General features: G+C 65.3%; 19 protein-coding genes. 5 read left to right on the top strand and 14 right to left on the bottom strand.

What is annotated here, in order from left to right:
- Nucleotides 1-15: 15 nt before the first annotated feature.
- On the bottom strand, nt 16-1,398 hold the full coding sequence (locus ACV095_RS09405; RefSeq protein ID WP_478223330.1) for a ferredoxin reductase family protein: 1,383 nt from the start codon (nt 1,396-1,398) through the stop codon (nt 16-18).
- Between the two features lie 146 nt (nt 1,399-1,544).
- On the opposite strand from ACV095_RS09405, the gene ACV095_RS09400 reads away from it, so the two are divergent.
- The gene (locus tag ACV095_RS09400; protein WP_478223329.1) at nt 1,545-3,554 is read left to right on the top strand and encodes a M3 family metallopeptidase; all 2,010 of its coding nucleotides are present in this window, start codon (nt 1,545-1,547) and stop codon (nt 3,552-3,554) included.
- 234 nt (nt 3,555-3,788) lie between these two features.
- Here ACV095_RS09400 and pdxS read toward each other — a convergent pair whose 3' ends face one another.
- The 6 genes from pdxS to ACV095_RS09370 all read right to left on the bottom strand — a co-directional run bounded on the left by pdxS (nt 3,789) and on the right by ACV095_RS09370 (nt 12,057).
- Nucleotides 3,789-4,715, bottom strand: coding sequence for a pyridoxal 5'-phosphate synthase lyase subunit PdxS (gene pdxS, locus ACV095_RS09395; protein WP_026265780.1), 927 nt, complete (start codon nt 4,713-4,715; stop codon nt 3,789-3,791).
- 137 nt (nt 4,716-4,852) lie between these two features.
- Nucleotides 4,853-5,476 carry a phosphatidylinositol phosphate synthase gene (gene pgsA / locus ACV095_RS09390; protein WP_134164696.1) on the bottom strand — a complete coding sequence of 208 codons (624 nt, stop codon included), beginning with the start codon at nt 5,474-5,476 and terminating at the stop codon, nt 4,853-4,855.
- Nucleotides 5,466-6,053 (bottom strand): HIT family protein, encoded by a 588-nt coding sequence (locus tag ACV095_RS09385; protein WP_018769348.1) that lies wholly within the window; start codon nt 6,051-6,053, stop codon nt 5,466-5,468. The genes pgsA and ACV095_RS09385 overlap by 11 nt, the downstream gene beginning before the upstream one ends.
- 17 nt (nt 6,054-6,070) lie before the next feature.
- Complete coding sequence (gene thrS, locus ACV095_RS09380) at nt 6,071-8,080, bottom strand: threonine--tRNA ligase (protein ID WP_056390502.1); 2,010 nt, start codon at nt 8,078-8,080, stop codon at nt 6,071-6,073.
- Nucleotides 8,081-8,195: 115 nt separating this feature from the next.
- The gene (locus tag ACV095_RS09375) at nt 8,196-11,687 is read right to left on the bottom strand and encodes a DNA polymerase III subunit alpha (protein ID WP_144599777.1); all 3,492 of its coding nucleotides are present in this window, start codon (nt 11,685-11,687) and stop codon (nt 8,196-8,198) included.
- A 19-nt stretch (nt 11,688-11,706) separates the two neighbouring features.
- Complete coding sequence (locus ACV095_RS09370; RefSeq protein WP_018769351.1) at nt 11,707-12,057, bottom strand: DUF6504 family protein; 351 nt, start codon at nt 12,055-12,057, stop codon at nt 11,707-11,709.
- A gap of 132 nt (nt 12,058-12,189) precedes the next feature.
- On the opposite strand from ACV095_RS09370, the gene ACV095_RS09365 reads away from it, so the two are divergent.
- On the top strand, nt 12,190-12,579 hold the full coding sequence (locus ACV095_RS09365; RefSeq protein ID WP_018769352.1) for a hypothetical protein: 390 nt from the start codon (nt 12,190-12,192) through the stop codon (nt 12,577-12,579).
- A 27-nt stretch (nt 12,580-12,606) separates the two neighbouring features.
- Here ACV095_RS09365 and ACV095_RS09360 read toward each other — a convergent pair whose 3' ends face one another.
- On the bottom strand, nt 12,607-12,930 hold the full coding sequence (locus ACV095_RS09360) for a chorismate mutase (protein ID WP_043424939.1): 324 nt from the start codon (nt 12,928-12,930) through the stop codon (nt 12,607-12,609).
- Between the two features lie 16 nt (nt 12,931-12,946).
- Between ACV095_RS09360 and ACV095_RS09355 the strand changes: the two genes are divergently transcribed.
- Nucleotides 12,947-13,369, top strand: a complete 423-nt coding sequence (locus ACV095_RS09355; RefSeq protein WP_018769354.1) for a VOC family protein — start codon at nt 12,947-12,949, stop codon at nt 13,367-13,369.
- Between the two features lie 95 nt (nt 13,370-13,464).
- Here ACV095_RS09355 and ACV095_RS09350 read toward each other — a convergent pair whose 3' ends face one another.
- Nucleotides 13,465-14,208 (bottom strand): SOS response-associated peptidase, encoded by a 744-nt coding sequence (locus tag ACV095_RS09350; protein WP_018769355.1) that lies wholly within the window; start codon nt 14,206-14,208, stop codon nt 13,465-13,467.
- Nucleotides 14,209-14,358: 150 nt separating this feature from the next.
- On the opposite strand from ACV095_RS09350, the gene ACV095_RS09345 reads away from it, so the two are divergent.
- Nucleotides 14,359-14,616, top strand: coding sequence for a mycoredoxin (locus ACV095_RS09345; protein ID WP_018769356.1), 258 nt, complete (start codon nt 14,359-14,361; stop codon nt 14,614-14,616).
- 39 nt (nt 14,617-14,655) lie between these two features.
- Here the strand turns inward: ACV095_RS09345 and ACV095_RS09340 are convergent, their stop codons facing one another.
- From ACV095_RS09340 to ACV095_RS09325, 4 genes are all read right to left on the bottom strand, one after another.
- A complete protein-coding gene (locus ACV095_RS09340; protein ID WP_478223328.1) occupies nt 14,656-15,405 on the bottom strand; it encodes a lipoate--protein ligase family protein in 750 nt (249 codons plus the stop codon).
- A 68-nt stretch (nt 15,406-15,473) separates the two neighbouring features.
- Nucleotides 15,474-17,186, bottom strand: a complete 1,713-nt coding sequence (locus ACV095_RS09335; RefSeq protein WP_377204791.1) for an ABC1 kinase family protein — start codon at nt 17,184-17,186, stop codon at nt 15,474-15,476.
- 4 nt (nt 17,187-17,190) lie between these two features.
- Nucleotides 17,191-17,733, bottom strand: a complete 543-nt coding sequence (locus ACV095_RS09330; RefSeq protein WP_018769359.1) for a PadR family transcriptional regulator — start codon at nt 17,731-17,733, stop codon at nt 17,191-17,193.
- Nucleotides 17,734-17,873: 140 nt separating this feature from the next.
- Entirely contained in the window at nt 17,874-18,677 is an 804-nt protein-coding gene (locus ACV095_RS09325; protein WP_018769360.1) for a thioesterase family protein, read from the bottom strand.
- Nucleotides 18,678-18,832: 155 nt separating this feature from the next.
- Here ACV095_RS09325 and ACV095_RS09320 point away from each other — a divergent pair, with 155 nt between their 5' ends.
- Nucleotides 18,833-19,510 (top strand): endonuclease/exonuclease/phosphatase family protein, encoded by a 678-nt coding sequence (locus ACV095_RS09320; RefSeq protein ID WP_018769361.1) that lies wholly within the window; start codon nt 18,833-18,835, stop codon nt 19,508-19,510.
- 4 nt (nt 19,511-19,514) lie between these two features.
- Here the strand turns inward: ACV095_RS09320 and ACV095_RS09315 are convergent, their stop codons facing one another.
- Nucleotides 19,515-21,296 carry a glycosyltransferase gene (locus ACV095_RS09315; RefSeq protein WP_478223327.1) on the bottom strand — a complete coding sequence of 594 codons (1,782 nt, stop codon included), beginning with the start codon at nt 21,294-21,296 and terminating at the stop codon, nt 19,515-19,517.
- Between the last annotated feature and the right edge of the window lie 531 nt (nt 21,297-21,827).

The raw sequence follows: 21,827 nt of genomic DNA, 5'->3' as shown, positions 1-21,827 counted from the left end.
GGTGCGGCATCCCGGTCAACGCCACTGGAAGTACTCCCGGTGGATGTTGGCCCGGCGGACTCCGGCGGCCCGGAAGGCTTTGCGGAACTGCCGCAGCATGGGATCCGGTCCGCCCATGAAAACCGACAGCTGGCGTGGTTCGGTTCCCACTGCGGCCAGGACTGCCTCCGGGGTGAGCCGGCCATCCGCCTCGGTGTCCACCAGATGGACCGTGAGCCGTGGCTGATTCCAGGCGGCGGCAGTGATCTCGTCGGCAAAGGGCGACGGACCTGCCGAGGTCACGAAGAAGTGGACGTCTTCGTGGAGCTCCCCGTCCAGTGACCGCAGCCAGCTGAGGAAGGGCGTGATTCCCACACCGCCGGCGATCCAGGCCTGATGGGACGTGCCGCGGTGCCGGTCAAAGCGTCCGTAGGGCCCACCGACCACGGCCGGCATCCCCGGCTGGACCACGTCCGGAAGCCTGGCTGTATGGTCGCCCAGCGCCTTGACCGTGATGCTGATTCCACCTTCCTCTGCCGGTCCCGAGATGGAGAATGGGTGCCGCTGCCAGCCCGCTGCTGTTTCCAGGTAGACCATGGCGAACTGGCCCGGCCTGAAATCCAGCGGCCGGCCCAGGGGACGGAGCGCCACTTCCACCAGGTCCGGCGCAACGGGCCGGACGGACGCAACCTGGTAGTCGTGGTGCGGCAGGAAATGCCGCGACAGCAGCTCGCGGTAGGCGTAGAACCCCAGTCCCGTCCCGCCGATAACCACGTAACTCCACCGGAGCGCGGGCACGGCCTCAAACGCGCTGGCGTCGAGCAGGCCGTGCAGGAAGCCGGCGGCCAGGAACAAGCCGGTCAGCCGGTGGAAGCCCCGCCACCGCTCGTAGCCACCCAGCACGCGGGCCGCCATTTGGACCGGCCGGGTTCCAAGAGATGCCAGGACCAGGCGGCGGAGAGGTGCGGGAAGCATCGTCCGCCAGCGCGGCAGGACTGCCCACACCACCAACGCGGCCAGGCCGCTGATGGCGACCACTGCCAACGTCTTGCCCAGGCTGGTTGCTTCCGGATTGGCGGCAAGTTCAATATGGGGCAGCAACAGGATGGTTGCCGTAATCGCCGCCCTGCGGTGCCAAATGGCGGCGTGGTCAATGCCACCAAAAATCGGCTCGACGTGAGGGAGGGTGCTGACCAGGACCAGCGCGATCGAATACAACAAGACGGACTCGCCACCGAAGAGCTGCCCAACGTGCCCCAGGACAGGTTCGCCGGCAGGGCGTGCCAGTAACCAGAAGACGCCGTACACCGCCACCAGCACCATGATGGCGCCGGGCCCCAGCCATCGGAACGGTATGCCCAGGAAGGCGGTCCCGGGCCTGCTGCCAACCTTGGTCATGGGCCACGGTCCCTTCGTCATTGCCATGCCTTTTGCGCGTGCCATGCAGGTCGCGTCGAATGCGGCCCGCGCCGGGCCCCATAGCGGCAATTGTAGGGACACAGGCTGGGAGCGCATCCTCCATCCCCCCGATTGAGAAGCGTGCCCCGCTGTGAAAGGTTTACCCCATGACGAACCCGCTCCTTTCCGCCAGTCCCCTGCCCTACGGCCTTCCACCGTTCCAAACCATCGCCGTGGAGCAGTACCGTGAAGCCATCAACGCAGGGTTGTCCGCGCACCTGGACGAGATCGGGGCCATCGCCGGCAACGCCCAGCCCGCGACATTCGAGAACACGGCCCTGGCCATGGAACGTTCCGGGCAGTTGCTGAACCGGTCAGCCGCGGCGTTCTTCACCCTGGTGTCGGCAGATGCGTCGCAGGAAATCCGGGAGCTGGAGACAGAACTGTCCCCGCGCTTCCAGGCCCACCAGGACGAGGTGTACCTCAACAGGGCCTTGTTCGAACGCTTCGCCGCCATCGATACGGACACTTGCGATCCCGAGTCGGCCCGCCTGGTGGAGGAATACCTCAAAGAGTTCCGCCAGTCAGGCATCCAGCTGGATGCGCCGGGCCAGGAGCGGCTGCGCGCCATCAACGCCGAACTGGCGCGCCTGGGTACCGAGTTCGGCCAGCGGGTCAAGGAAGGAATGAAGTCCGCCGCACTGCTGCTGGATGACGCGGGCGACCTGGCGGGGCTGCCGGCCGACGACGTCGCCAGCGCAGCGGTTGCAGCCCGCGCCGCCGGACACGACGGCAAATACCTGCTCACCCTGATCCAGCCCGGCAACCAGCCTGCCCTCGCCGCACTCGAGAACCGTGACGTCCGCCGTCGCCTGTTCGAAGCCTCCGTGGCGAGGGGCAGTGACGGCGGCAGCCTGGATGTCCTGGACCTGGCCCGGGACATGGCCGGGCTGAGGGCTGAGAAGGCACGGCTGCTGGGGTTCGCCAACTATGCCGAACTTGTGGTTGACCGGCAGACGGCGCCGGACTTCGAAGCGGTCCGGACCATGCTGGGCCGGATGGCGCCGGCCGCCATCCGCAATGCCGACGCCGAGGCGGCGGCGCTGGCCGGGGTTGCCGCCCACCCGCTGGAAGCGTGGGACTGGGCCTACTACTCGGCCAAGGTGCGGCGGGAAAAGTACGACGTCGACGAACAGGCGCTCCGGCCGTACTTTGAACTCAACCGCACCATTAACGACGGCGTGTTTTTTGCGGCCACATCCCTGTACGGCATCACCTTCCACGAGCGGACCGACCTCCACGGCTACCACCCTGACGTGCGTATCTGGGAGGTCCGCAACGAGGACGGTTCCGCCCTGGGGCTGTTCCTGGGCGACTATTACGCGCGCGAATCGAAGCGCGGCGGCGCCTGGATGAACTCGCTCGTGGACCAATCGGCGCTGCTGGGCACCCGGCCCGTGGTGATCAATACCCTGAATATTTCCAAGCCGCCCTTGGGCGAACCGACGCTTCTCACCCTGGACGAACTGCGGACCCTTTTCCACGAGTTCGGCCACGCGCTGCACGGCCTGTTGTCGAGCGTTACCTATCCGCGCTTTTCAGGCACCGCGGTGCCGCGGGATTTCGTGGAGTACCCGTCGCAGGTGAATGAAATGTGGATCATGTGGCCGGATGTACTGTCCAACTACGCACGCCACCACATCACCGGCGAGCCGCTGCCGCAGGACATCGTGGACCGGCTGGAGGAATCCCGGCTCTGGGGCGAGGGATTCGCCACCACCGAATACCTGGGAGCTGCCCTTCTTGACCTGGCGTGGCATGTGCTGGAACCGGGCGGTGCCCCTGACGATGTGCTGGAGTTTGAGGCCAAGGCCCTGGTTTCCGCCGGGATCGCCCATCGCCTGATTCCGCCCCGGTACCGCACCGGGTACTTCCAGCACATCTTCGCCGGGGACGGATACGCGGCGGGCTACTACTCCTATATCTGGAGCGAAGTATTGGACGCAGAGACCGTTGACTGGTTCAAGGAGAACGGCGGCCTAACCAGGGCGAACGGCGAACGCTTCCGGCAGGAGTTGCTCTCCCGGGGCAACAGCCGCGACCCGCTGGAATCGTTCCGCATCGTGAGGGGCCGCGACGCACAGCTGGACCCCCTGCTAAGGCGCCGCGGCCTGTAGTAACCCCCTGACCTTAAAGAAGTACGACGCCGGTCCCCCACCGAAAGTAGGTGAGGAACCGGCGTCGTCATTACTTAGGTGAGGCGACCACCAGCGACAGGCGGTGCTGGTCCGGCAGCGTGCGTAAAAGGGGCCCCGCCCCCAGCCACCGCCGACATGGCGGCAGCGGGAGGCGGGGAATAGCCCGCAGAGGATCAGCGCCGCCAGGCGCCCAAAGAGGACGCGAGGAGGGAGTTACCAGCCGCGTTCGGCGAGGCGGTGCGGCTGGGGGATCTCGTCGACGTTGATGCCCACCATGGCTTCGCCGAGGCCGCGGGAGGCCTTGGCGATGACGTCGGGGTCGTCGAAGAAGGTGGTGGCCTTGACGACGGCGGCCGCGCGCTGGGCGGGGTTGCCGGACTTGAAGATGCCGGAGCCGACGAAGACGCCGTCGGCACCGAGCTGCATCATCATGGCGGCGTCAGCGGGGGTGGCGATGCCGCCGGCGGTGAACAGGACGACGGGCAGCTTGCCGGCGGCGGCAACTTCCTTGACCAGTTCATACGGGGCCTGCAGTTCCTTGGCCGCGACGTAGAGCTCGTCCTCGGGCAGGGAGGACAGCCGGGCGATCTCGGAGCGGATCTTGCGCATGTGTCCGGTGGCGTTGGAGACGTCGCCGGTGCCGGCTTCGCCCTTAGAGCGGATCATGGCCGCGCCCTCGTTGATGCGGCGCAGGGCCTCACCGAGGTTGGTGGCGCCACAGACGAAGGGAACCTTGAAGTTCCACTTGTCGATGTGGTTGATGTAGTCGGCGGGGGTCAGGACCTCGGACTCGTCGATGTAGTCGACACCAAGGGACTGCAGGACCTGGGCCTCGACAAAGTGGCCGATGCGGGCCTTGGCCATGACCGGGATGGACACGGCATCAATGATCTGGTCGATCATGTCGGGATCGGACATGCGGGACACGCCGCCCTGGGCACGGATATCGGCCGGAACACGCTCCAGCGCCATGACTGCCACGGCACCGGCGTCTTCGGCGATGCGGGCCTGCTCGACGTTGACGACGTCCATGATGACGCCGCCCTTGAGCATCTCGGCCATGCCACGCTTCACGCGGCTGCTGCCCGTGACGCTGTTCGCGGACGAACCGGCCTCGTTGCTTACATCAGGTGTAGACACAAAAACCCCTATGGGTAGACAGATGATCTTCGCCGGGCATGCGGCGGCAGCTGCCGGAGGTGCACGCACGGATTGCCGGGTCGCTTGACCGGGCACTTATATACTAGTCCCCCGCCGCACGGCAGGCTTAATCATGTCTAATCTGCGGGCGTGGGCTCTGCCAATGCCTGCCGGCGTACCGAGACAACGCGCTGAACGACGGTGATGAGGCTGGCCGCCGCCAGGAGGACCAGTGTGACCAGGAGCACCACCGGCGGGAGGCCCAGGCCGGTCAGGCCGGTCACCACCAGGATGGATACCAGGCGTTCCGCCCGCTCGGCGATCCCCACGTTGGCCGTGAAGCCCAGCGACTCCGCCTTCGCCCGGGCGTAGGAGACAACCATGCCCAGGACAAGGCAGAGCAGGGCGGCCACGGCGATGGCCATGTTGTTGCCGCCGGTGAAGAACCAGACGGACACCCCGGCGAAGAGGGCACCGTCGGCAACCCGGTCCAGGGTGGAGTCGAGGAAGTTCCCCCAGCGGCTCTTCACACCCTGCATCCGGGCCATGATGCCGTCCAGGACGTCCGAGAAGATGAAAGCAGTGATGAAGAGCGTGCCCCAGAAGAGCTGCCCCAGCGGGTAGAAGCCCAGGCTTCCGGCCGCAACACCTGCAGTTCCGAGGATGGTTACCGCATCCGGGGAGACACCGATCTTCAGGAGCCAGCGGGCCAGCGGGGTGAACAGTGCGGTGAAAAAACCGCGGGCATGCCTATTCAGCATCCGACTCCCCGGGCCAGGCTTCGGCCACTTGTCTCCGGACCTCGTCAAGGGTCTGGGTGATGGCCTTGGTTTGGGCGATGATGGGGAAGAAATTGCCGTCCCCGCCCCACCGCGGAACGATGTGCTGGTGCAGGTGCGCCGAGATGCCGGCTCCGCCCACAACCCCTTGGTTCATGCCCAGGTTGAAGCCGCCGGGATTGGACACCTTGCGCAGGACCCGCATTGCCGTCTGGGTTAGGTCGGCAAATTCGGCGGTTTCTTCGACCGTGAGGTCCGTGTAGTCCGGAATATGCCGGTACGGACACACCAGAAGGTGCCCGGGATTGTAGGGGAACAGGTTCAGCACCACGTAGCAGGTCCGGCCGCGGTAGACGATGAGCGCCTCTTCGTCGGTGCGGGCGGGGCCCACGCAGAACGGGCAGTCGTTCTCATTCTTGAACTGGTGCTGCCCGCCCTTGATGTAGGCCATCCGGTGCGGAGTCCACAGGCGCTGGAAGGCGTCGGGGACACCGGCGAGGGCGAAGTCGTCGGTAACGCCGGCATCGCCTGGATATCCTGCGCCTGTGTTCTCCTGCACTGTGCTGCTTCCGTTCGCTAGCTGGTCCGGTTGCGGACGGCGTCGGTGATCCGCTTGACCGCTTCCGACACGGGCACGCCGTTGTCCTGGCTGCCGTCGCGGAAACGGAAGGAAACGGCGCCGGCCTCCGCGTCGTCGCCGCCGGCGATCAGCACGAACGGGATCTTGTCCTTGCTGGCGGTGCGGATCTTCTTGGGGAACCGGTCCGAGGACGTATCCACCTCGGCGCGGATGCCCTCGGCCTTAAGCTGGTCGACGACGTCGAACATGTACTCGTTGAACGCCTCCGCCACGGGGATGCCCACCACCTGGACCGGAGCCAGCCAGGCGGGGAACGCGCCGGCGTAGTGCTCGGTGAGGACGCCCATGAACCGCTCCACCGAGCCGAAGAGCGCACGGTGGATCATCACCGGCCGCTGCCGGCTGCCATCGGCGGCCTGGAATTCCAGTTCGAAGCGTTCGGGCAGGTTGAAGTCCAGCTGGATGGTGGACATCTGCCAGGTGCGGCCCAGTGCATCCTTGGCCTGCACGGAAATCTTGGGGCCGTAGAACGCCGCTCCGCCCGGATCGGGCACCAGCTCCAGCCCGGACTCCTGGGCCACCTCGGCAAGGGTTCTGGTGGCTTCCTCCCAGGTGGCGTCGTCGCCCACGTACTTTTCCGGGTCCTTGGTGGACAGCTCCAGGTAGAAGTCGTTCAGGCCGTAGTCCTTGAGCAGGTCCAGGACAAAGGTCAGGGTCTTGGTGAGTTCGTCCTTCATCTGCTCGCGGGTGCAGTAGATGTGGGCGTCGTCCTGTGTCATTCCACGGACGCGGGTGAGGCCGTGGACCACGCCGGATTTCTCGTAGCGGTAGACCGATCCGAATTCAAACAGCCGGAGGGGCAGTTCACGGTAGGACCGGCCGCGGGAGCGGAAGATGAGGTTGTGCATGGGGCAGTTCATCGGCTTCAGGTAGTAGTCCTGGCCGGGCTTGCGCACGGTGCCGTCCTCGTTGAGTTCGGCGTCCACGTGCATGGCGGGGAACATGCCGTCCTTGTACCAGTCCAGGTGGCCGGAGACCTCGTAGAGGTGGCCCTTGGTGATGTGGGGGGTGTAGACGAACTCGTAGCCGGCCTCGACGTGGCGCTGGCGGGAGTAGTCCTCCATCTCCTTGCGGATGATGCCGCCCTTGGGGTGGAAGACGGGCAGCCCGGAGCCCAGTTCGTCCGGGAAGGAGAAGAGGTCGAGTTCCGAGCCGAGCTTGCGGTGGTCGCGGCGTTCGGCCTCGGCAATGCGCTCCTGGTATGCCTTCAGCGCTTCCTTGGTGGGCCACGCGGTTCCGTAGATGCGCTGCAGCTGCTGGTTTTTCTGGTTGCCCAGCCAGTACGCCGACGACGAACGGGTCAGCGCGAAGGCGTTGGAGATCATCTTGGTGTTGGGCAGGTGCGGGCCGCGGCAGAGGTCACACCAGACGGTGGTGCCTTCCTTGCGCTCCACGTTGTCGTAGATGGTGATGTCACCGGCGCCGACCTCGACGTTCACGCCCTCGCCTGCCTCGGCAGCGTCGTTCTTCTTGCCGAGCAGTTCGATCTTGTAGGGCTCGTTCTTCATGGCTTCGCGGGCCTCGTCCTCGCTGACCACGCGGCGGACGAATTTCTGGTTCTGGTTGACGATCTTGAGCATCATCTTTTCGAGGGTCTTGAGATCCTCGGGGGTGAAAGGCTCGGCGACGTCGAAATCGAAGTAGAAACCGTCGGTGATGTAGGGGCCAATGCCGAGTTTGGCGTCGGGGCGCAGCTGCTGCACTGCCTGTGCCATCACGTGGGCGGTGGAGTGGCGCAGGACGTTCAGGCCGTCGGGCGAATCAATGGTTACGCCTTCCACCTCGGCGCCTTCGGGCAGTTCCTGGTCCAGGTCCTTCAGCTCGCCGTTGACGCGGGCCACAACAACATCACGGCGCTCAAAGAAGAGTTCCGCACCGGTTGTCCCGGTAGTCACCTTGGTCTCTTCGCCATCGACGAGAAGGGTGATCTGCTGGGCATCTGACACGGGTGTCTCCTATTCAAAGTTGAGGCTTCATAGCTTGTGGCATACGGGGACCACAGCCAGCCACCGTCAATGCTATCGGTTCCGGTTGAGCCCACCAACGCGGCGCACAGCACGCTCACCCGTTAAAGCCGGTAATCGCCAGCGTCCTGCTGATGCCGTCCAGGGGATGCGGGCCGTCCTGGGCAGCCGCAGGCGAGGACTCCGGGAAGGGCAGCGTCTCGGTGCGGCTGAGGTCCCAGGCCATGCTTGCGCTCAGGCTGATCCCCCGGGGGCCGGTCCTTCGGGTGGTGCCGCGGATCAGCAGCAGGCGGGTGCCGAACAGGAGTGGCCCTGCACTTTCCTGGGCTTCGTGGAAGAAGACCGAATCAACGCAGCCGGTGCCGTCGTCGATGCTGATGAACACCACCCTTCGTCCGCCGCGCATGGGAGGGGTCTGGGTTGCCACCCGCACCCCGGCCACCAGCACTTCGGTCCCGTTGCGCAGGCTGAGGAGTTTATCGGCTGTGGTGACACCCAGCTTTTCCAGCAGGGGACGGTGGCTTTCCATCAGATGGGTGCTGACATCGACGGCCATGAGGTCCAGTTCCGCCCGGACGTTTTCCACCAGCGTGGGGGCTGGAAGCCCGGGCTTGATGTTGCGCAGTTCAATATCGCCCAAGGGTAGGGACAGCTGTCCCTCCAGGATGTCGGCGCCTTTGCGCGCGCCAGTGGCCGACTGGAGCTGCTGCAGGTGCTGCACCAGGTCGGCCCGGTTGGCTGTTCCCCCGGCTTCCCGGTGCAGGGCATCAAAGGCTCCCAGCTGGGCGAGCCGCCTGATGCTTGGCTTGCTGAGCCGCGAGCGCGCGCGGAGGTCTGCCAGTGAGTCATATGGCTGGCCTGCCACTATCCGCTTCAATTCGGCTGCGGACAGCCCGTAGATCCCGTTCAGGCTGAGCCGGATCCCCAGCCTGCCGGCGTCCTGGCCGGACTCGATCCGCTCCACCCGGTATTCAGCTTTGCTCCGGTTGATGTCCAGCGGAAGGATGGGTATCCCGAGCCTGCGGGCTTCGGCCACCAGCAGCCGTTTGGGATACATCCCGGGGTCGTGCTCCCATAAGCCGGCAAGGAAGGCTTCCGGGTGGTGTGTCTTAAGCCAGGCGGACTGGTAGGTGGGGACGGCGAAGGCAGCACCGTGGGCTTTGCAGAAGCCGAAACTGGCGAACGACTTCAATGTCCCCCATACCTTGTCCACTACTTCGGGGGTGTATCCCCTGGTTTTTGCATTGCGCCGGAAGTATTCCTCCACCCTGGCTTCACCGTCGTCGCTGCTCAGCGCCCTGCGGAACTCGTCGGCTTTGGCAAGCCCGCAGCCGGTCATGATGTCGAGGGTTTTCAGGATCTGTTCGTGGAACACCGTGACCCCATGGGTTTCCTGCAGCACCGGTTTAAGGTCCGGGTGGGGGTAGACCTCAGGGGCGAACCCGTGCCGGTGTTCCAGGAAGGGCCGCACCATGTCGGATTTCATGGGGCCGGGACGGAACAGTGAAATATCGATGATGAGGTCGTTGAACTCCCGGGGTGCCATCTTTCCAATCAGCTCCCGCTGCCCCGGGGATTCAATCTGGAAGCAGCCAAGGGTGTGCGTGCTCCTGATCAGCTGGTATGTCGGTTCGTCGTCGAGGGGAACGGCGTTGAGGTCGATCCGGCCGTCCCCGGCGATGTAGTCAGGGCCTGTTCCGTCAGGTCCTGCCGGGTGCCTTCCTGCCTCCACCACGTCCTTCTTGCTGGGGTGGATGCGGATGATCTCCCGGACTGCGAAGGCCATGGCGCTTTGCATGCGCACCCCCAGGACATCGAGTTTGAGCATGCCCATGGGGTCCATGTCGTGCTTGTCGAACTGGCTCATGGGCAGCCCCAGGCCGCTTGGCTGGACCGGGGTGCGGTCCAGGAGTGTGGCATCGCCCAGGATCACTCCGCACGGGTGCATGGAGATGTGGCGGGGCAGCCGGTCCAGGCGTTCGGTCAGGTCCACCAGGAGGTCAAGCTGCTGGTTCCCGTCCGTGTCGCGCTGCTCCACCCGGCCAGCGAACTCCCGGAGTTCGGGCTTTTCCTGCAGTGCTTCACGGAACTTCCGGGCGGAGAAGCGCCACAACTGCTTGGCGATCTCCCCCACCTCGCCGTCGTCCATGCCCAGCGCCAGCCCGGCGTCGCGAACCGCCCCCCGGGCCCGGTACCCGTTCTGCATGCTCATCAGGGTGACGCGCTCCGGGCCGAACCGGTCAAAAATCCTGTGGTACACGTTGTGGCGTTCCGCGCTTTCCACATCGATGTCAATGTCAGGGAGGGTGGCCCGGTCGTTGGAAAGGAAACGTTCAAAGATCAGGTCATGCTGGAGGGGATTCACATGGCTGACCTCGATCAGGTAGTTGACCAGGCTTGAGGCTCCTGAGCCCCTGGCGGCCGCCCGGACCCCCATGTCCTGGATCATGCGGGATACCTCCGCCACCGTCAGGAAATAGGCGGAGAAACCCAGGTTCCGGATGATGCCAAGCTCATGCTCCAGCCGGGACAGCATCTCCTGTTCGGGTTTTCCTGAGATCCCCGGGAAACGCCTGCCGATTCCCGCATGGCAGCGCTGGATCAGTTCGGCGTGCGGATCCTGGCTGATCCCAATAACCGATGCTTCCGGAACCACTGGCTGCTTCCACCCCATATCGGTGCTGGGGTCGATCCGGCAGAGGTCGGCGAGCGCCTCTGTTTGCGCCATCAGCTGTTTGAGGTCTGCTGCACCGTAACCGGCAGCGGAAATGATTTCCTTTCCCAGTCCCAGCATTTGTTCGGAGGTTTTCAGCCAGCCCTGCCCGGTGGGCTGCAGGAGCGGTTCACCTGCAAGTTCCGGAAGGGACTTCAGGGTCCGGGCAGAATCCAGGACGTCGGCGGTTGGTGCGCCGTCTGCGGCACAGTACCTGACGGCGTTGGTGAGGATGGCGGGTACGTGGTGTTCCTCTGCGAGCCTGAGCATGCGGACTGCATGTGCGGTGCTGAAGGGAGTCCCCGGAGCGCTGAGCTGGGAGACAATTTCCGCCACGACCGTTCCAGCGGGCATGGCATCCAGCCATTGCTTGAACAGGGTCCGTGGACGCAGGTAGCGCCGGCCACCCATGGCCCGTCCGACGTCGGAATCCGGTCCAATCAGGACGGTCAGCACCGGCTTGAGGGTCTGGGGGTCAAGGGTGCGGGAGGCGAGTTCGGCACGGGTGACCGCGGCGGGCACCGCTCCCCCGGCTTTCCCCGAGGTCCTGGCGTGGGCATCGGAAACCAGCCGGCACAGCGCACGGTACCCGGCACCGTTGTTGTGGCCGCGGGCCAGCACCACCACCCTGCCGGATACCTGTGTGCGGTGATCGCCGTCGTCGTCAAATACTGCAAGGTCCACCCCCACTATGGGGTCGATGCCCGCCGCCATGCAGGCCTTGAGGTGCTTGATGGTGCCGTACAGCCCGTCCCGGTCGGTGCAGGCAAGGGCCGTTGCGCCGTCGGCTGCGGCCGCCATTGCCAGCTCTTCAGGCCAGGAGACACCGTAGTGGGCACTAAATGCCGTGGAAACGTGGAGGTGGGTAAAGCTCATGGTGATGGGAGGTGGGGATTCATGCGGTTTTGGGGCGAAGGCCGTCATGGATCCGCAGCAGCCGCCAACGGCCACTGCGGATATGGCGGGTCAGGTCAAGGGTGAGGGGTTCGGCAACGGCAGGTTCTCCTGGCCCCATCGGGCGGGACGCCACTTTGGCAGGCAGTACCTGGACCCGCCAGATTTCGTGGTCCACCACGCCCGGTCCGCTTCCCAGCGGAGCCCGGGTATCCTCTGCCCACCATTGCCGGCGTTCATACCAGCGGACAGGTTCGGCACAGACGATGTATGACGTTCCTGCCCACGTCAGGGATTCCGGCTGCCCGGAAGCGGAGCACACCACGTCAACGGACTCGCTGAACATGCCCACGTGCGCCTCCCTGCAGCTGCAGATTTTGACCCTTATTCGAATATGTATTCGAACGAATCCAGTCTACGCCGGGGAGGCAGCAAAACATAGGCGGGGGTGGACGGAGCGTGCGGCAGGGAGCAGGATGATGGCATGAGTACCGATGACGCACTCCTGAAGCAGGCAAGCATCAAGACCCAGGACTCCACCCTGGTTGCACGGTTCGACATCGACGGCACCATTCCGGACTCCGGGGCCTATGTGGTGGGCCTGATGGGAGCCTCGCCGGATTATTCCATGCAACGACGGCTGTGCATTGAGTTCATGAACGGGGAGGCAATCGCCTGCTACTCGTTCAACCGGGACCAGGGAATCGAGGAAGACTACGACCTGTCGGGAGTGTCCCACTCGGACAACAGCATTACCGGGAGCTTTCCCGCGACGGCCTTGACCGGGCTGGGGCAGGGCCATGTCCTGTCAGCCTTCAGTGAGGCGGACGGCCGGGAGTTCCAGCACGGGGTGCCGGTGGAGGAAGCCCTTTAGGGCTCCTCCGCCAGCCCCCGGAACAGGTCAGCTGTTTTCTTTGTGGATCCGCAGTTCAAGTTCAATAAACGCGGAGATCATCGCCCGGTAGGTTGCTTCGACGATGTCCGGATCGATGTCCTTTTTCTCTGCGGCGGACCGGACGTGCTCGATGATCCGCTCCACCCGGCCCGGGGCACGCACCTCTGCGTCATCACCCTTGAGGGTCCCGGCGATCCTGATCAGCCGTTCGCGGCGGGCAATGAGGGTGACAATCTGTTCATCCACCTCATCAACGGCAACCCGAACGGCAGCGAGCTGTTCCTTGTCGGCCCGGGCATCCCTATCGTTTCCTTGAATTGTCGCCATCATCTGACAGTATCGAAGCATGGAGCCAAGAGTCGACTTTATCTCCCTCGGAGTCCGCAATGTTCAGGCATCCCGCGACTTCTACGTTGATGGCCTTGGCTGGCCGGTCCACCGTGAGGTTGCCGGGGAAGTGCTGTTCATCCAGGTGAACCACGGCCTGGTGCTGTCCCTGTGGGACGTCCGCCAAATGCAGGCCGAAGCGGGCACCAGCCCTCCCGCCGGCATCCCCTGCATCACCCTCAGCCACAACGTCGCCGGTCCCGGGGACGTGGACAGGGTCATGGAAGAGGCCGCGGAGGCCGGCGCTGACATCATTGCCGAGCCGGTCACCCAGCCGTGGGGCGGCTACACGGGCTATTTTGCCGACCCCGACGGGTTCCGCTGGGAAGTGGCGTACAACCCCACCTGGGCAGTGGACGACGCCGGCAGGGTCACCGTCTGATCCCCGGCCTCACCATGGGGTGCGGCTGCTGGAGCTGGGCTGAAAAACAGGGCTGGGAAAACAGGCCGCTAGAACAGGGCGCTGGAACAGGGCAGCTAGAACAGGGCTTCGACCGGGCGGATCAGTTCGGGGCCGTTGTTGCGGACATTGCCCACTTCCTTGCCCACCGACTCCACCCGCCAGTCGGCCGCGGCATTCTTGACGCCGGACCGCACCAGGTCCACGAGTCCGGCGGCGTCATCCGCCTGCGGATCCAGCCATGCCTCCATGGTGTCCCTGTCCATGGGCAGGGGGACGCGGTCGTGCAGCTCCGTCAGCTTCCCGAAGATGGTGGATTCAGACCCCGGCGGAGGCGTGTCTGCCGTGAGGATGGACGTTGAGAGCAGCCAGCGGCCCGGATCCCCTTCGGGAACGGAGGGGTCCTTCCACCACTCGTAGAGGCCGGCGAAGACCAGCCCGTGGTCCGTGCCCGGGTGCACGTAGTAGGGCTGCTTCGACTTCCCAGGTCCCTGCTTCCATTCGTAGTAGCCATCGGCCGGGACCGCGCAGCGGCGGGACTGGACTGCCTTCCGGAACGCCGGCTTCTCCAGCACCGATTCGCTCCGGGCGTTGATCATGCGGGAACCGATTCCGGGGTCCTTGGCCCAGGACGGGACCAGGCCCCAGCGTGCCACGTGCAGCTGGCGCACCTGCCGGGGCGCGGCACTGTCATCCACCAGGCGCTCCAGCACGATGGGGACGGCATCGGTGGGTGCCACGTTCCACGACGGCGGGATGCTCACCTCGCTCTCCAGCTCGGCATCGAACTCAGCCAGCAGGTCCCCCACGGCGCGTGCCATTACGTAGCGTCCACACATGGCACCAGCTTGCCACCGGCTGCCACAAACTGTCATCCGGCGCCGTTCCAGGCGTCAGGCACCGGGGAATACCGGCAGCCACGCTACGGTTGACGGTAAGGAAACCTTTCAAGCGACGTATAGGAGATCCCTGTGGACTTCACTCCCGAATCCGGCACCATCACCATGTTCTCCACCACCTGGTGCGGCTACTGCAACCGGCTCAAGAAGCAGCTGGACGCGCAGGGCATCGGCTACACGGAAGTCAACATCGAAGAGGTGGACGGCACTGCCGAACTCGTGGAGCAGCTGAACGGGGGCAACCGTACGGTTCCCACAGTGCTTTTCCCGGACGGCTCCGCAGCCACCAACCCGTCTGCTGCCGAGGTCAAGAGCCGGCTGGCTGCCTGACCGGCCCAAGACGCGGCATCGCCGCAACTTTAGTGCGGGTCATGCCCCCAGGCTGCTGAAGGAAGCAGTTTCCAGGGTGGCATGGCCCGCATATGTTTCCAGCAGGGACCGCTCAACGGCTGCCACGTCAAGGCCGGGCACCAGGTCGTTGGCGGCACCGGCGGTTGCCGGGTCCCAGTTCAGGCCGAGCGCGGCATAGCTGTCGGTGAGGACCTTGCGGATCGGGGCGGAATCCTCCACCACGATGACGGAGCTGAAGAGCCAGCCACCCGAGACCACACGCTGCGCGGTACCCACCAGTTTCACCCGCCGGGAGTTGTCCGCTGGATCCGTTCCATGCACGCTGAATTCACCGGGACAGTACTCGCCTGGGATTTCCCCCACCGCCGCCTGCACCCCAACGCCCCGCAGCGCCTGCGCAAAGAGCTCACCGAAGTAACCGAACCTGGTTTTGGAACCGGCGACGGCGTCCGCGTCCGGTTCGATATGGTCCACCACAAGGGTGCCACGGTGGTAGGCGGCCGCGCGTCCCCCCGCCCGCCGGACCAGGGGTTCGAAGCCGTTGTCCCGGCAGGCACGGGCGGCGGCGTCAAAGCCGGGCAGGCGGGTGTCCCGCTGCCCGAACGCCACAGTGGGAGCCGGCCGGTACAGCCGCAGGGTGGGGCCGATGCCGCCGCTCCTTGCCCTGGCCAGCAGCTCCAGGCCGAATTCAAGGTCACGGCCCGCGCCGAGGGACACGTCCTGCCGCACCACGGTAAGCGTGCGGAGTCCAGTACCGGTGTGGTGCATTGTTGCGAAACTCCTGGGTCGGGTGCGGGCAGGCCATCCCTAGGTTACGCCCGACGGCGGCAACCGCCTTAACGAACCCGGCGCCCGGCCCACAGTGCGTGCAGCAGCGGAAGGGACGACGCAGCCATCAGCGCGTTCCCGGCCGCCAGGTCGTCGGCGCGGACGATGGCGCCGGCCACCAGCAGGGCACCGAAAACCACGGCGGAGGCCGCGCGCCGTCCCGCCCGTTCCAGCCGCGCCGCCTGCCGCTCCAGCCGCGGAACAGCCACCTCCAGCGACCCCTCCTCAAGCCGGCCGGCCAGCGCGTCCAGCCTGCCGGGCAGGCGCAAGGCAATACCGGCGGCATCGAGCGCCTGCCGGGCCACGTCCTGCACCACGTTGCCGCGCTCGTCGCGCAGCAGCTGCGCCGCGTAGGGTTCCACCGAGTCCCAGAGGTTGAAACGTTCATCCAGCGCGCTGCACACACCGGAGGTCAGGGACATGGCTCGAATGATCAGCAGGAAATTCTCCGGCAGCTGGAACGGCAGCGAGCGGACCACGTCGCCGAACTCCACCGCGAAATCCCGGAACTCCCGGGGGTCGACTTCGCGGAGCTCGGCAAAGCCCATGCCGCCGAAGCGGGCAAAGAGTTGGGTCATGGCGCGTTCCAGGCCCACGCTGTCCGCCGACGGCATCAGGACGCCGACGTCGTTGATCGCCGCCACGAGTCCCTTGCCGTCGCGGGCGGCTGCTGCGATCAGGAGCTTCCGCAGGCCGCTGCGCGTGGAGGGGGTAACCTCGCCCATCATGCCGAAGTCAATGAACGTCAGTTTCCAGGGGCGTTCGCCTGCGCCTGCACGGACGGGAGTGACGAAAATGTTCCCAGGGTGCGGGTCCGCATGGAAGAAGCCGTTGGTGAACAGCTGGTCGAACATGATGGCGGCAAACACCGGGGCCACCGTGGCGGGATCGATGCCCGCGGCACGGAGCGCACGGGCATCGGTGATCTTGATGGCCGTGACATCCTCAAGGGTGAGTACACGGCGGGTTGTCCGTTCCCAGACAACTTCCGGTACCGCCACCCGGTCATCACCGGCAAAGTCAGCCGCAAAGCGCTCGGCGTTGACTGCCTCCTGCAGGTAATCAATCTCCTGCAGGCTGATCATGGCGAATTCCTCTACCAGGGCCCGCATGTCGGCGCGGCGGGAGACGAGCCGGACGTGGCTGAGCCAGCCGGCCACTTTCCGCAGCGCGGCAAGGTCGACGTCGACGATGGCGCCGATGCCCGGACGCTGAACTTTCAAGACCACGGCATCCAGTCCAGTGTCCCCGGCATCCATCGGGTTCAGGCGGGCCCGGTGGGCCTGTCCCAGCGAGGCGGCTGCAATCGGAGACTCGTCCACGGAGGCGAAAACCTGGTCCGGCGGTGCACCCAGTTCATGTCCCGCCAGGGCGGCGATTCCCGGGAAGGCCACCGGCGGCACCTCGTCCTGCAGCCCTTCGAGCTCTTTGGTGATCTCCGGAGGTAGGACGTCGAGCCGGGAGGACAGGAACTGGCCCACCTTGATCATCAGGCCCCCGAGTTCCACGGCCAGATCATGGAACCGCCGGGCAAACTGCCGCATCCTCCGGGAGCGCGTCCGGGCGGCGACGCCACCAAGCCCTATCCGCGGCAGGAACAGCTCAAACCACCACGTGGTTGCAAGGTTCCAGGCGGCGAAGCGCAGGATCCGCCGGTAGCGCCCGCGGTGCTGCCTCAACGGGCGCTGCGGGTCGTCCCTGGCATGGAGGATCGACGACACCCGATCAGTCCCGGGCGAGGATGGCGTAGAGCCGGCGGCGGGCCTCGTCCAGCACCGCCACTGCCTGCTGCACCTGTTCCGCTGAACCGGTTCGGCCTACCTGCGCCGCAGCCTGGGCCAGTTCAATCCCGGCCTTGGGAAGGGAAGCGATGCCGCCTCCGCCCATGGAGGCCGCCGGATCCCATGGCGCAGATCCCCGCTGGGCCGCCACCTCCTCACGGCCGGCTTCGGTCAGCGAGTAGATCTTCCGCCCGTTGGATTCCTCGGCGCTGATGGACCCTTCATCGGCCAGCAGCTGCAGCGTGGGGTAGACAGAACCCGCGCTCGGTTTCCAGCTGCCGCCGCTGCGCTCCTCGATCTCCCGGATGATCTGGTACCCATGCATGGGCCGTTCCGCGAGCAGTGCCAGCACCGCTGCCCGCACCTCTCCCTTCCCGGCGCGGGTTCCCACCCGTTTGTCGAAACGGGCGCGCAATTCCTCCACGGCCTGCCACATGCCGTCCAGATTGTTTCCGCCGAATCCCCCTGTGGGGTGTGAAGCACGCATGATGAACTCCTTTGCCGATCGCGAACGATATACAACGATACTCAGCGATATACGCCGCGCACCATACCAGGAGCAAGGATGCTGCCCGCGGACACCCAGCAGCCGGCCACCGCCCGCGTACTGTCAGGACGTGCGCAGGGTCAGGATTTGCGCAGGGTCAGGATTTGTTCAGCGCGGCCGAACGGGCCCTGCCGGTCGTGCAGCACGGTGGAGGTCAGCCCGATCCCGTCGCGGCCGAACGACACCGCGTTGTCCAGCCCCAGCCACTCCCCCTCGGGCCTGCGGTACATGTGGATCTGCAGGTCCAGGTTGGGGAACGCATAGCTGTCCTTGCCCGGAGGTACCCGGGCGGCAATGCCGTTAGCGGTATCCACCAGACCCATGAGCCGCGGGAAGTCACCGCTGTCCGCCCGGTCGGTCAGCGGATGGTCGGTGCGGAGCCATACTTTCCCGGCGCCCGGCCGGTGCCCTTCGGCCACCCGCATTTCGAGGGACCGGATGTAGCCTCCGGGCCACACGGCGGAGCCGTCATAGGGTTTGCATTCATCGGGCCCCGGTATCGCCGCGTCCTCGACGGCGGCCACCCCTGCGGTGTCACTGGTCTGCAGGCGCCAGCCGGTGGCACGGATCGCGGTCCGGCCCCCGGCCACCAGCTCGGCCTGGACAAGTTCGATGGTCCTGCCGGGCCGCAGGGTGGTGGTGTCAATGCGGAACTCGCCGCCGGGAATCAGCCCAAGGATTTCGTAGCTGATCCGGGCCATCCGCATGTCCCCGCGCGGCTGATGCCGTTCCAGGACATCTGCCATCAACCCGGAAGCGGGAGCCATGTGCTGTTCGTGGGCGTTCCAGGCGCCCTGGGCGTGGATGGTGGACCGGAACAGGCCGCCGCCAAGGTCCTGGTAGTAGAAGTTGCCCCCGGCGAGTTCGGACAGGTCTGCAGTCAAGGCTGGCCCCTTACGGAATTTCAGTGAATTGGCACTAACTCTATCCTCCTGCCGTGGAAGGCACGCTGCGGCAAGGCCACGAAATGTTGGAGGGTGCGGGTGCCAATCGGACTAGACTCAGGAACTGGTCCTGTCAGCAACCCAAAAGAGGTTCCATGCGCGTCATCAGCTATAACCTCCGCAAGCACAAGGCCAGCGGCGAGCTTCTTGCCCTGGCACGGAACCATGACATCGATGCGCTGTGCCTCCAGGAAGTGGATTCCAGCGATCTTCCGGAGACCCTTGGTCCCCTGCACCTGGCCGACGTCACCAAGGGCAACCGGCTGGGGCTGGCCATCTATTACCGCACCACCCGGTTCACGGCTTTGGACACGCAATCCTTCGCCTTAAAGAAATCCATGCATGACCGGGTGCTGGCCCCGGCCCATGAGCGGCTCATCGGAACACGGGTGATGGACAACGAAACCCAGCATGAACTGGTGATCGGCTCGTTCCACGCAGCCCCGCTGACCGCATCGAACTCGCTGCGCAGGAAGCAGATCCACGCAGCCCACGCCGAACTGCTGAGCATGGGCAAGGGGTTGATGACCCTGATGGTGGGCGACTTCAACTATCCGTTCTTCACCAAGAACCTGGACATGCATATGAAGAACTCGGGGTACGCCCTCTCGCTGAGCAACAGGCGGACCTACACCAGGTACAAGGTGTTCAAGGGTCATTTCGACTTTGCCACGTCCCTGGGCCTGGACATCACCAGCGTGGAAACCCTGCCGCGCGGAAACTCCGATCACCTGCCCATCCTGGTGACCGCCGAGTACGGCGAGGGCTACTAAAGGATCAGGGCGACGGCAACCGGTAGATTCGGGCGTCGGCGTTACTGAATATGAGCTCCACGCCTCCTTGGGCCTTTAGCCAGTCTTCCAATTCCTTGGAGTTGCGTTCGGTGCTCTGGCCCTGGAGCTCGAGGCTTGCCTCTGTTGACCGCATGAGCAGCACGAAGGCGCCGGCAGGGTTGTGCCGGCCGTAGTTATAGAAGATTGGGCCGCAGCTCGCTGCTGACAAGTCCCGCCGGCACAACTCGTCCATGGTCCGGTACCGGTGTTCCAGGTAGGCATCGCTGCGCCATGGTGTGGGGTGGGCAGCGGAAATAATGGCCGCTCCGTGAGGCGCGATCCTCTCCACTTCGGCCACGGCGGCCATCTCACTGTCGGTGAAGATGTCGAACTTCGTATTCCCGAACCTGCTGGTCTCGATCAACAAGGTCAGCAGCAGGAAGGTGGGCACGAGGGCCAACACGGCCAGGAAAGGAAGGCGCGTGCCGCCCTCCCTTGGCAGCAGGGCCGAGGACGCCTGCAGGGCGACGAAGGGCAGCGCGAACAGGGAGACGCGGATGAGCATTTCCCCGCCGTATGACTGCATCGGGAACAGCAGGAGCGGGGTGACTGCAAGCAGGACCACCCGGATGTCAAGCCGCTTCCTACGCCAGTCCCGTACCGCCCCTGCCGCCGCGAGGACCCACAGCACGAGGGTCAGGACCATTCGGACTTTCACGACGAGGGAATGGCCCGGGGTCCCGGTGACGCGGTCAACGACATTAGCCGCAACCGCACCCTGGAATCCTGCGTCCTCAAGGGGCGGGTGTCCAATGAGATAGGCACTTGCCGGGTAAACCAGCCAGAGTACAAGCACCACAGCAGTGATCAGCGGCAGCCGGCTGGACCAGAGACGCCCACTGAGGCTGAGGGCGGTCATGGCAATGAGCATCATGAAGGGCGTCAGCTGATGGCTTGCACAGATCACAGCGACAAGCAGGAGGGCCACCACGAAAGCGCTCACCCGGTGCTGCGGCCTTTGCTCCCAGGGGGACCGGCCCCGCCACCAAACCGCCAGGTCGGCGGGCCGGAAGCCACGGAAAGTGCCGGGGTTCGCGGCCAATGGTCCGACGAGCAGGGCGATCAGGATGAGGTACAGGAAGAAAGCGAAGGCCTGCGGGGACAGATAGTCCTGATCCTGCCAGTTTCCCAGGCAAAAAAGCCAGAGCACCAGCCAACGCCGTCGCGGATCAGCGGTCAAGGTCCGGGCAAGCACTGCCAGGGCCATGAGCCACAGCCCAACGTCGAACACAGGAGCCCACAGGGCTATGCTCACCGGTTGGAGGCCGGATGCCTTGATGACCGTGGCCAGGAGGGCAAAGAAACCCGGCCAGTTGAAGTACGCGTCAATGTCAGGATCTATGACCTGCGTGCTTGATAGTGCGTCGGCAATGCCCAAATGCCTGAACGCTACTTCGCCCCGCGGTATGTCGGTCACAAACGCTGCGGTCCCAAACAGCTCCACAACCAGCACTGCGAGGAGCCACACCATCACTGCGCGGCCCGCCGGGCCCCGGGCGTCCCCCCGCAGCGCCGCGATGAAGGTGAGATTGATCAGCACGAGCCCTATCCAGTACGGATAGGGCAGGACGGCAACGAGCCCGAGGTCGCTGTTGACGGGCAGGTCCACGGTGGAGGCCGCCCCTGCGGCGAGCACCAGCGATACGGCACCTGCCAGTGCGAAGACCACATCGCGGGGCCGCAGGCGCCCACCGTTGCGTCCGGGGGCATCGAGCACGGCGGTCATGGTGTCTCCTGCCTGGGGCGCCAGGGCATGACGGGGATCCTGGGGCCGGCTGCCCCGAAGCCGGGCGAAGGCACTACCGGCGGCGGAGCGCGGCATCTTGGTCCTCACGCTGCCCGGGTACCGGGAGAACGCGCTCCCGCGCCGCATGCGCCACCATGCCGAAGAATGCAGGATATTGATGTCGCTGTGTAGTGGCAGGGATCTGGACCCCCGCAGGAGTCCGGCCCGGCAGTAAGCCTGGCTGTGACGTGGCACCCGGTGACAGGAGAGGAATGGACAACTGGCTCACCAACCTTGCTTCGTGGCTGGGATGTAGATTCAGCCAACCGGAGATGGCCCCAAAAATGGGACACGTCAGGGCTAATACGGTGGTTGTCCGGTTTACCTGCCCAGAGATCAAGCAGCCCCGACTTCGCCGTAGCTTGGAGCATAACGGCCTGCACATGCGGGCAGCACCAGTACCGGGTACCTAATTTCGCGCCAGGGATACCTACACACGCCCGCAGGGCAGCCCGGTCCGTCAGTCCAACT

Source organism: Arthrobacter sp. JDC6, assembly GCF_056484025.1.
The sequence above is the reverse complement of the archived record's forward strand: the minus strand, read 5'-3'. Positions and strand labels throughout refer to the sequence as shown.

Bases quoted from the DNA above. Each gene is read 5' to 3' on its own strand.
- ACV095_RS09320 (WP_018769361.1), top strand. From the start codon at position 18,833: ATGCGCGTCATCAGCTATAACCTCCGCAAGCACAAGGCCAGCGGCGAG.
- ACV095_RS09365 (WP_018769352.1), top strand. From the start codon at position 12,190: ATGAGTACCGATGACGCACTCCTGAAGCAGGCAAGCATCAAGACCCAG.
- ACV095_RS09405 (WP_478223330.1), bottom strand. From the start codon at position 1,398: ATGACGAAGGGACCGTGGCCCATGACCAAGGTTGGCAGCAGGCCCGGG.
- ACV095_RS09355 (WP_018769354.1), top strand. From the start codon at position 12,947: ATGGAGCCAAGAGTCGACTTTATCTCCCTCGGAGTCCGCAATGTTCAG.
- ACV095_RS09375 (WP_144599777.1), bottom strand. From the start codon at position 11,687: ATGAGCTTTACCCACCTCCACGTTTCCACGGCATTTAGTGCCCACTAC.
- ACV095_RS09340 (WP_478223328.1), bottom strand. From the start codon at position 15,405: ATGCACCACACCGGTACTGGACTCCGCACGCTTACCGTGGTGCGGCAG.
- ACV095_RS09360 (WP_043424939.1), bottom strand. From the start codon at position 12,930: ATGATGGCGACAATTCAAGGAAACGATAGGGATGCCCGGGCCGACAAG.
- ACV095_RS09400 (WP_478223329.1), top strand. From the start codon at position 1,545: ATGACGAACCCGCTCCTTTCCGCCAGTCCCCTGCCCTACGGCCTTCCA.
- ACV095_RS09315 (WP_478223327.1), bottom strand. From the start codon at position 21,296: ATGACCGCCGTGCTCGATGCCCCCGGACGCAACGGTGGGCGCCTGCGG.
- pgsA (WP_134164696.1), bottom strand. From the start codon at position 5,476: ATGCTGAATAGGCATGCCCGCGGTTTTTTCACCGCACTGTTCACCCCG.
- ACV095_RS09350 (WP_018769355.1), bottom strand. From the start codon at position 14,208: ATGGCACGCGCCGTGGGGGACCTGCTGGCTGAGTTCGATGCCGAGCTG.
- ACV095_RS09330 (WP_018769359.1), bottom strand. From the start codon at position 17,733: ATGCGTGCTTCACACCCCACAGGGGGATTCGGCGGAAACAATCTGGAC.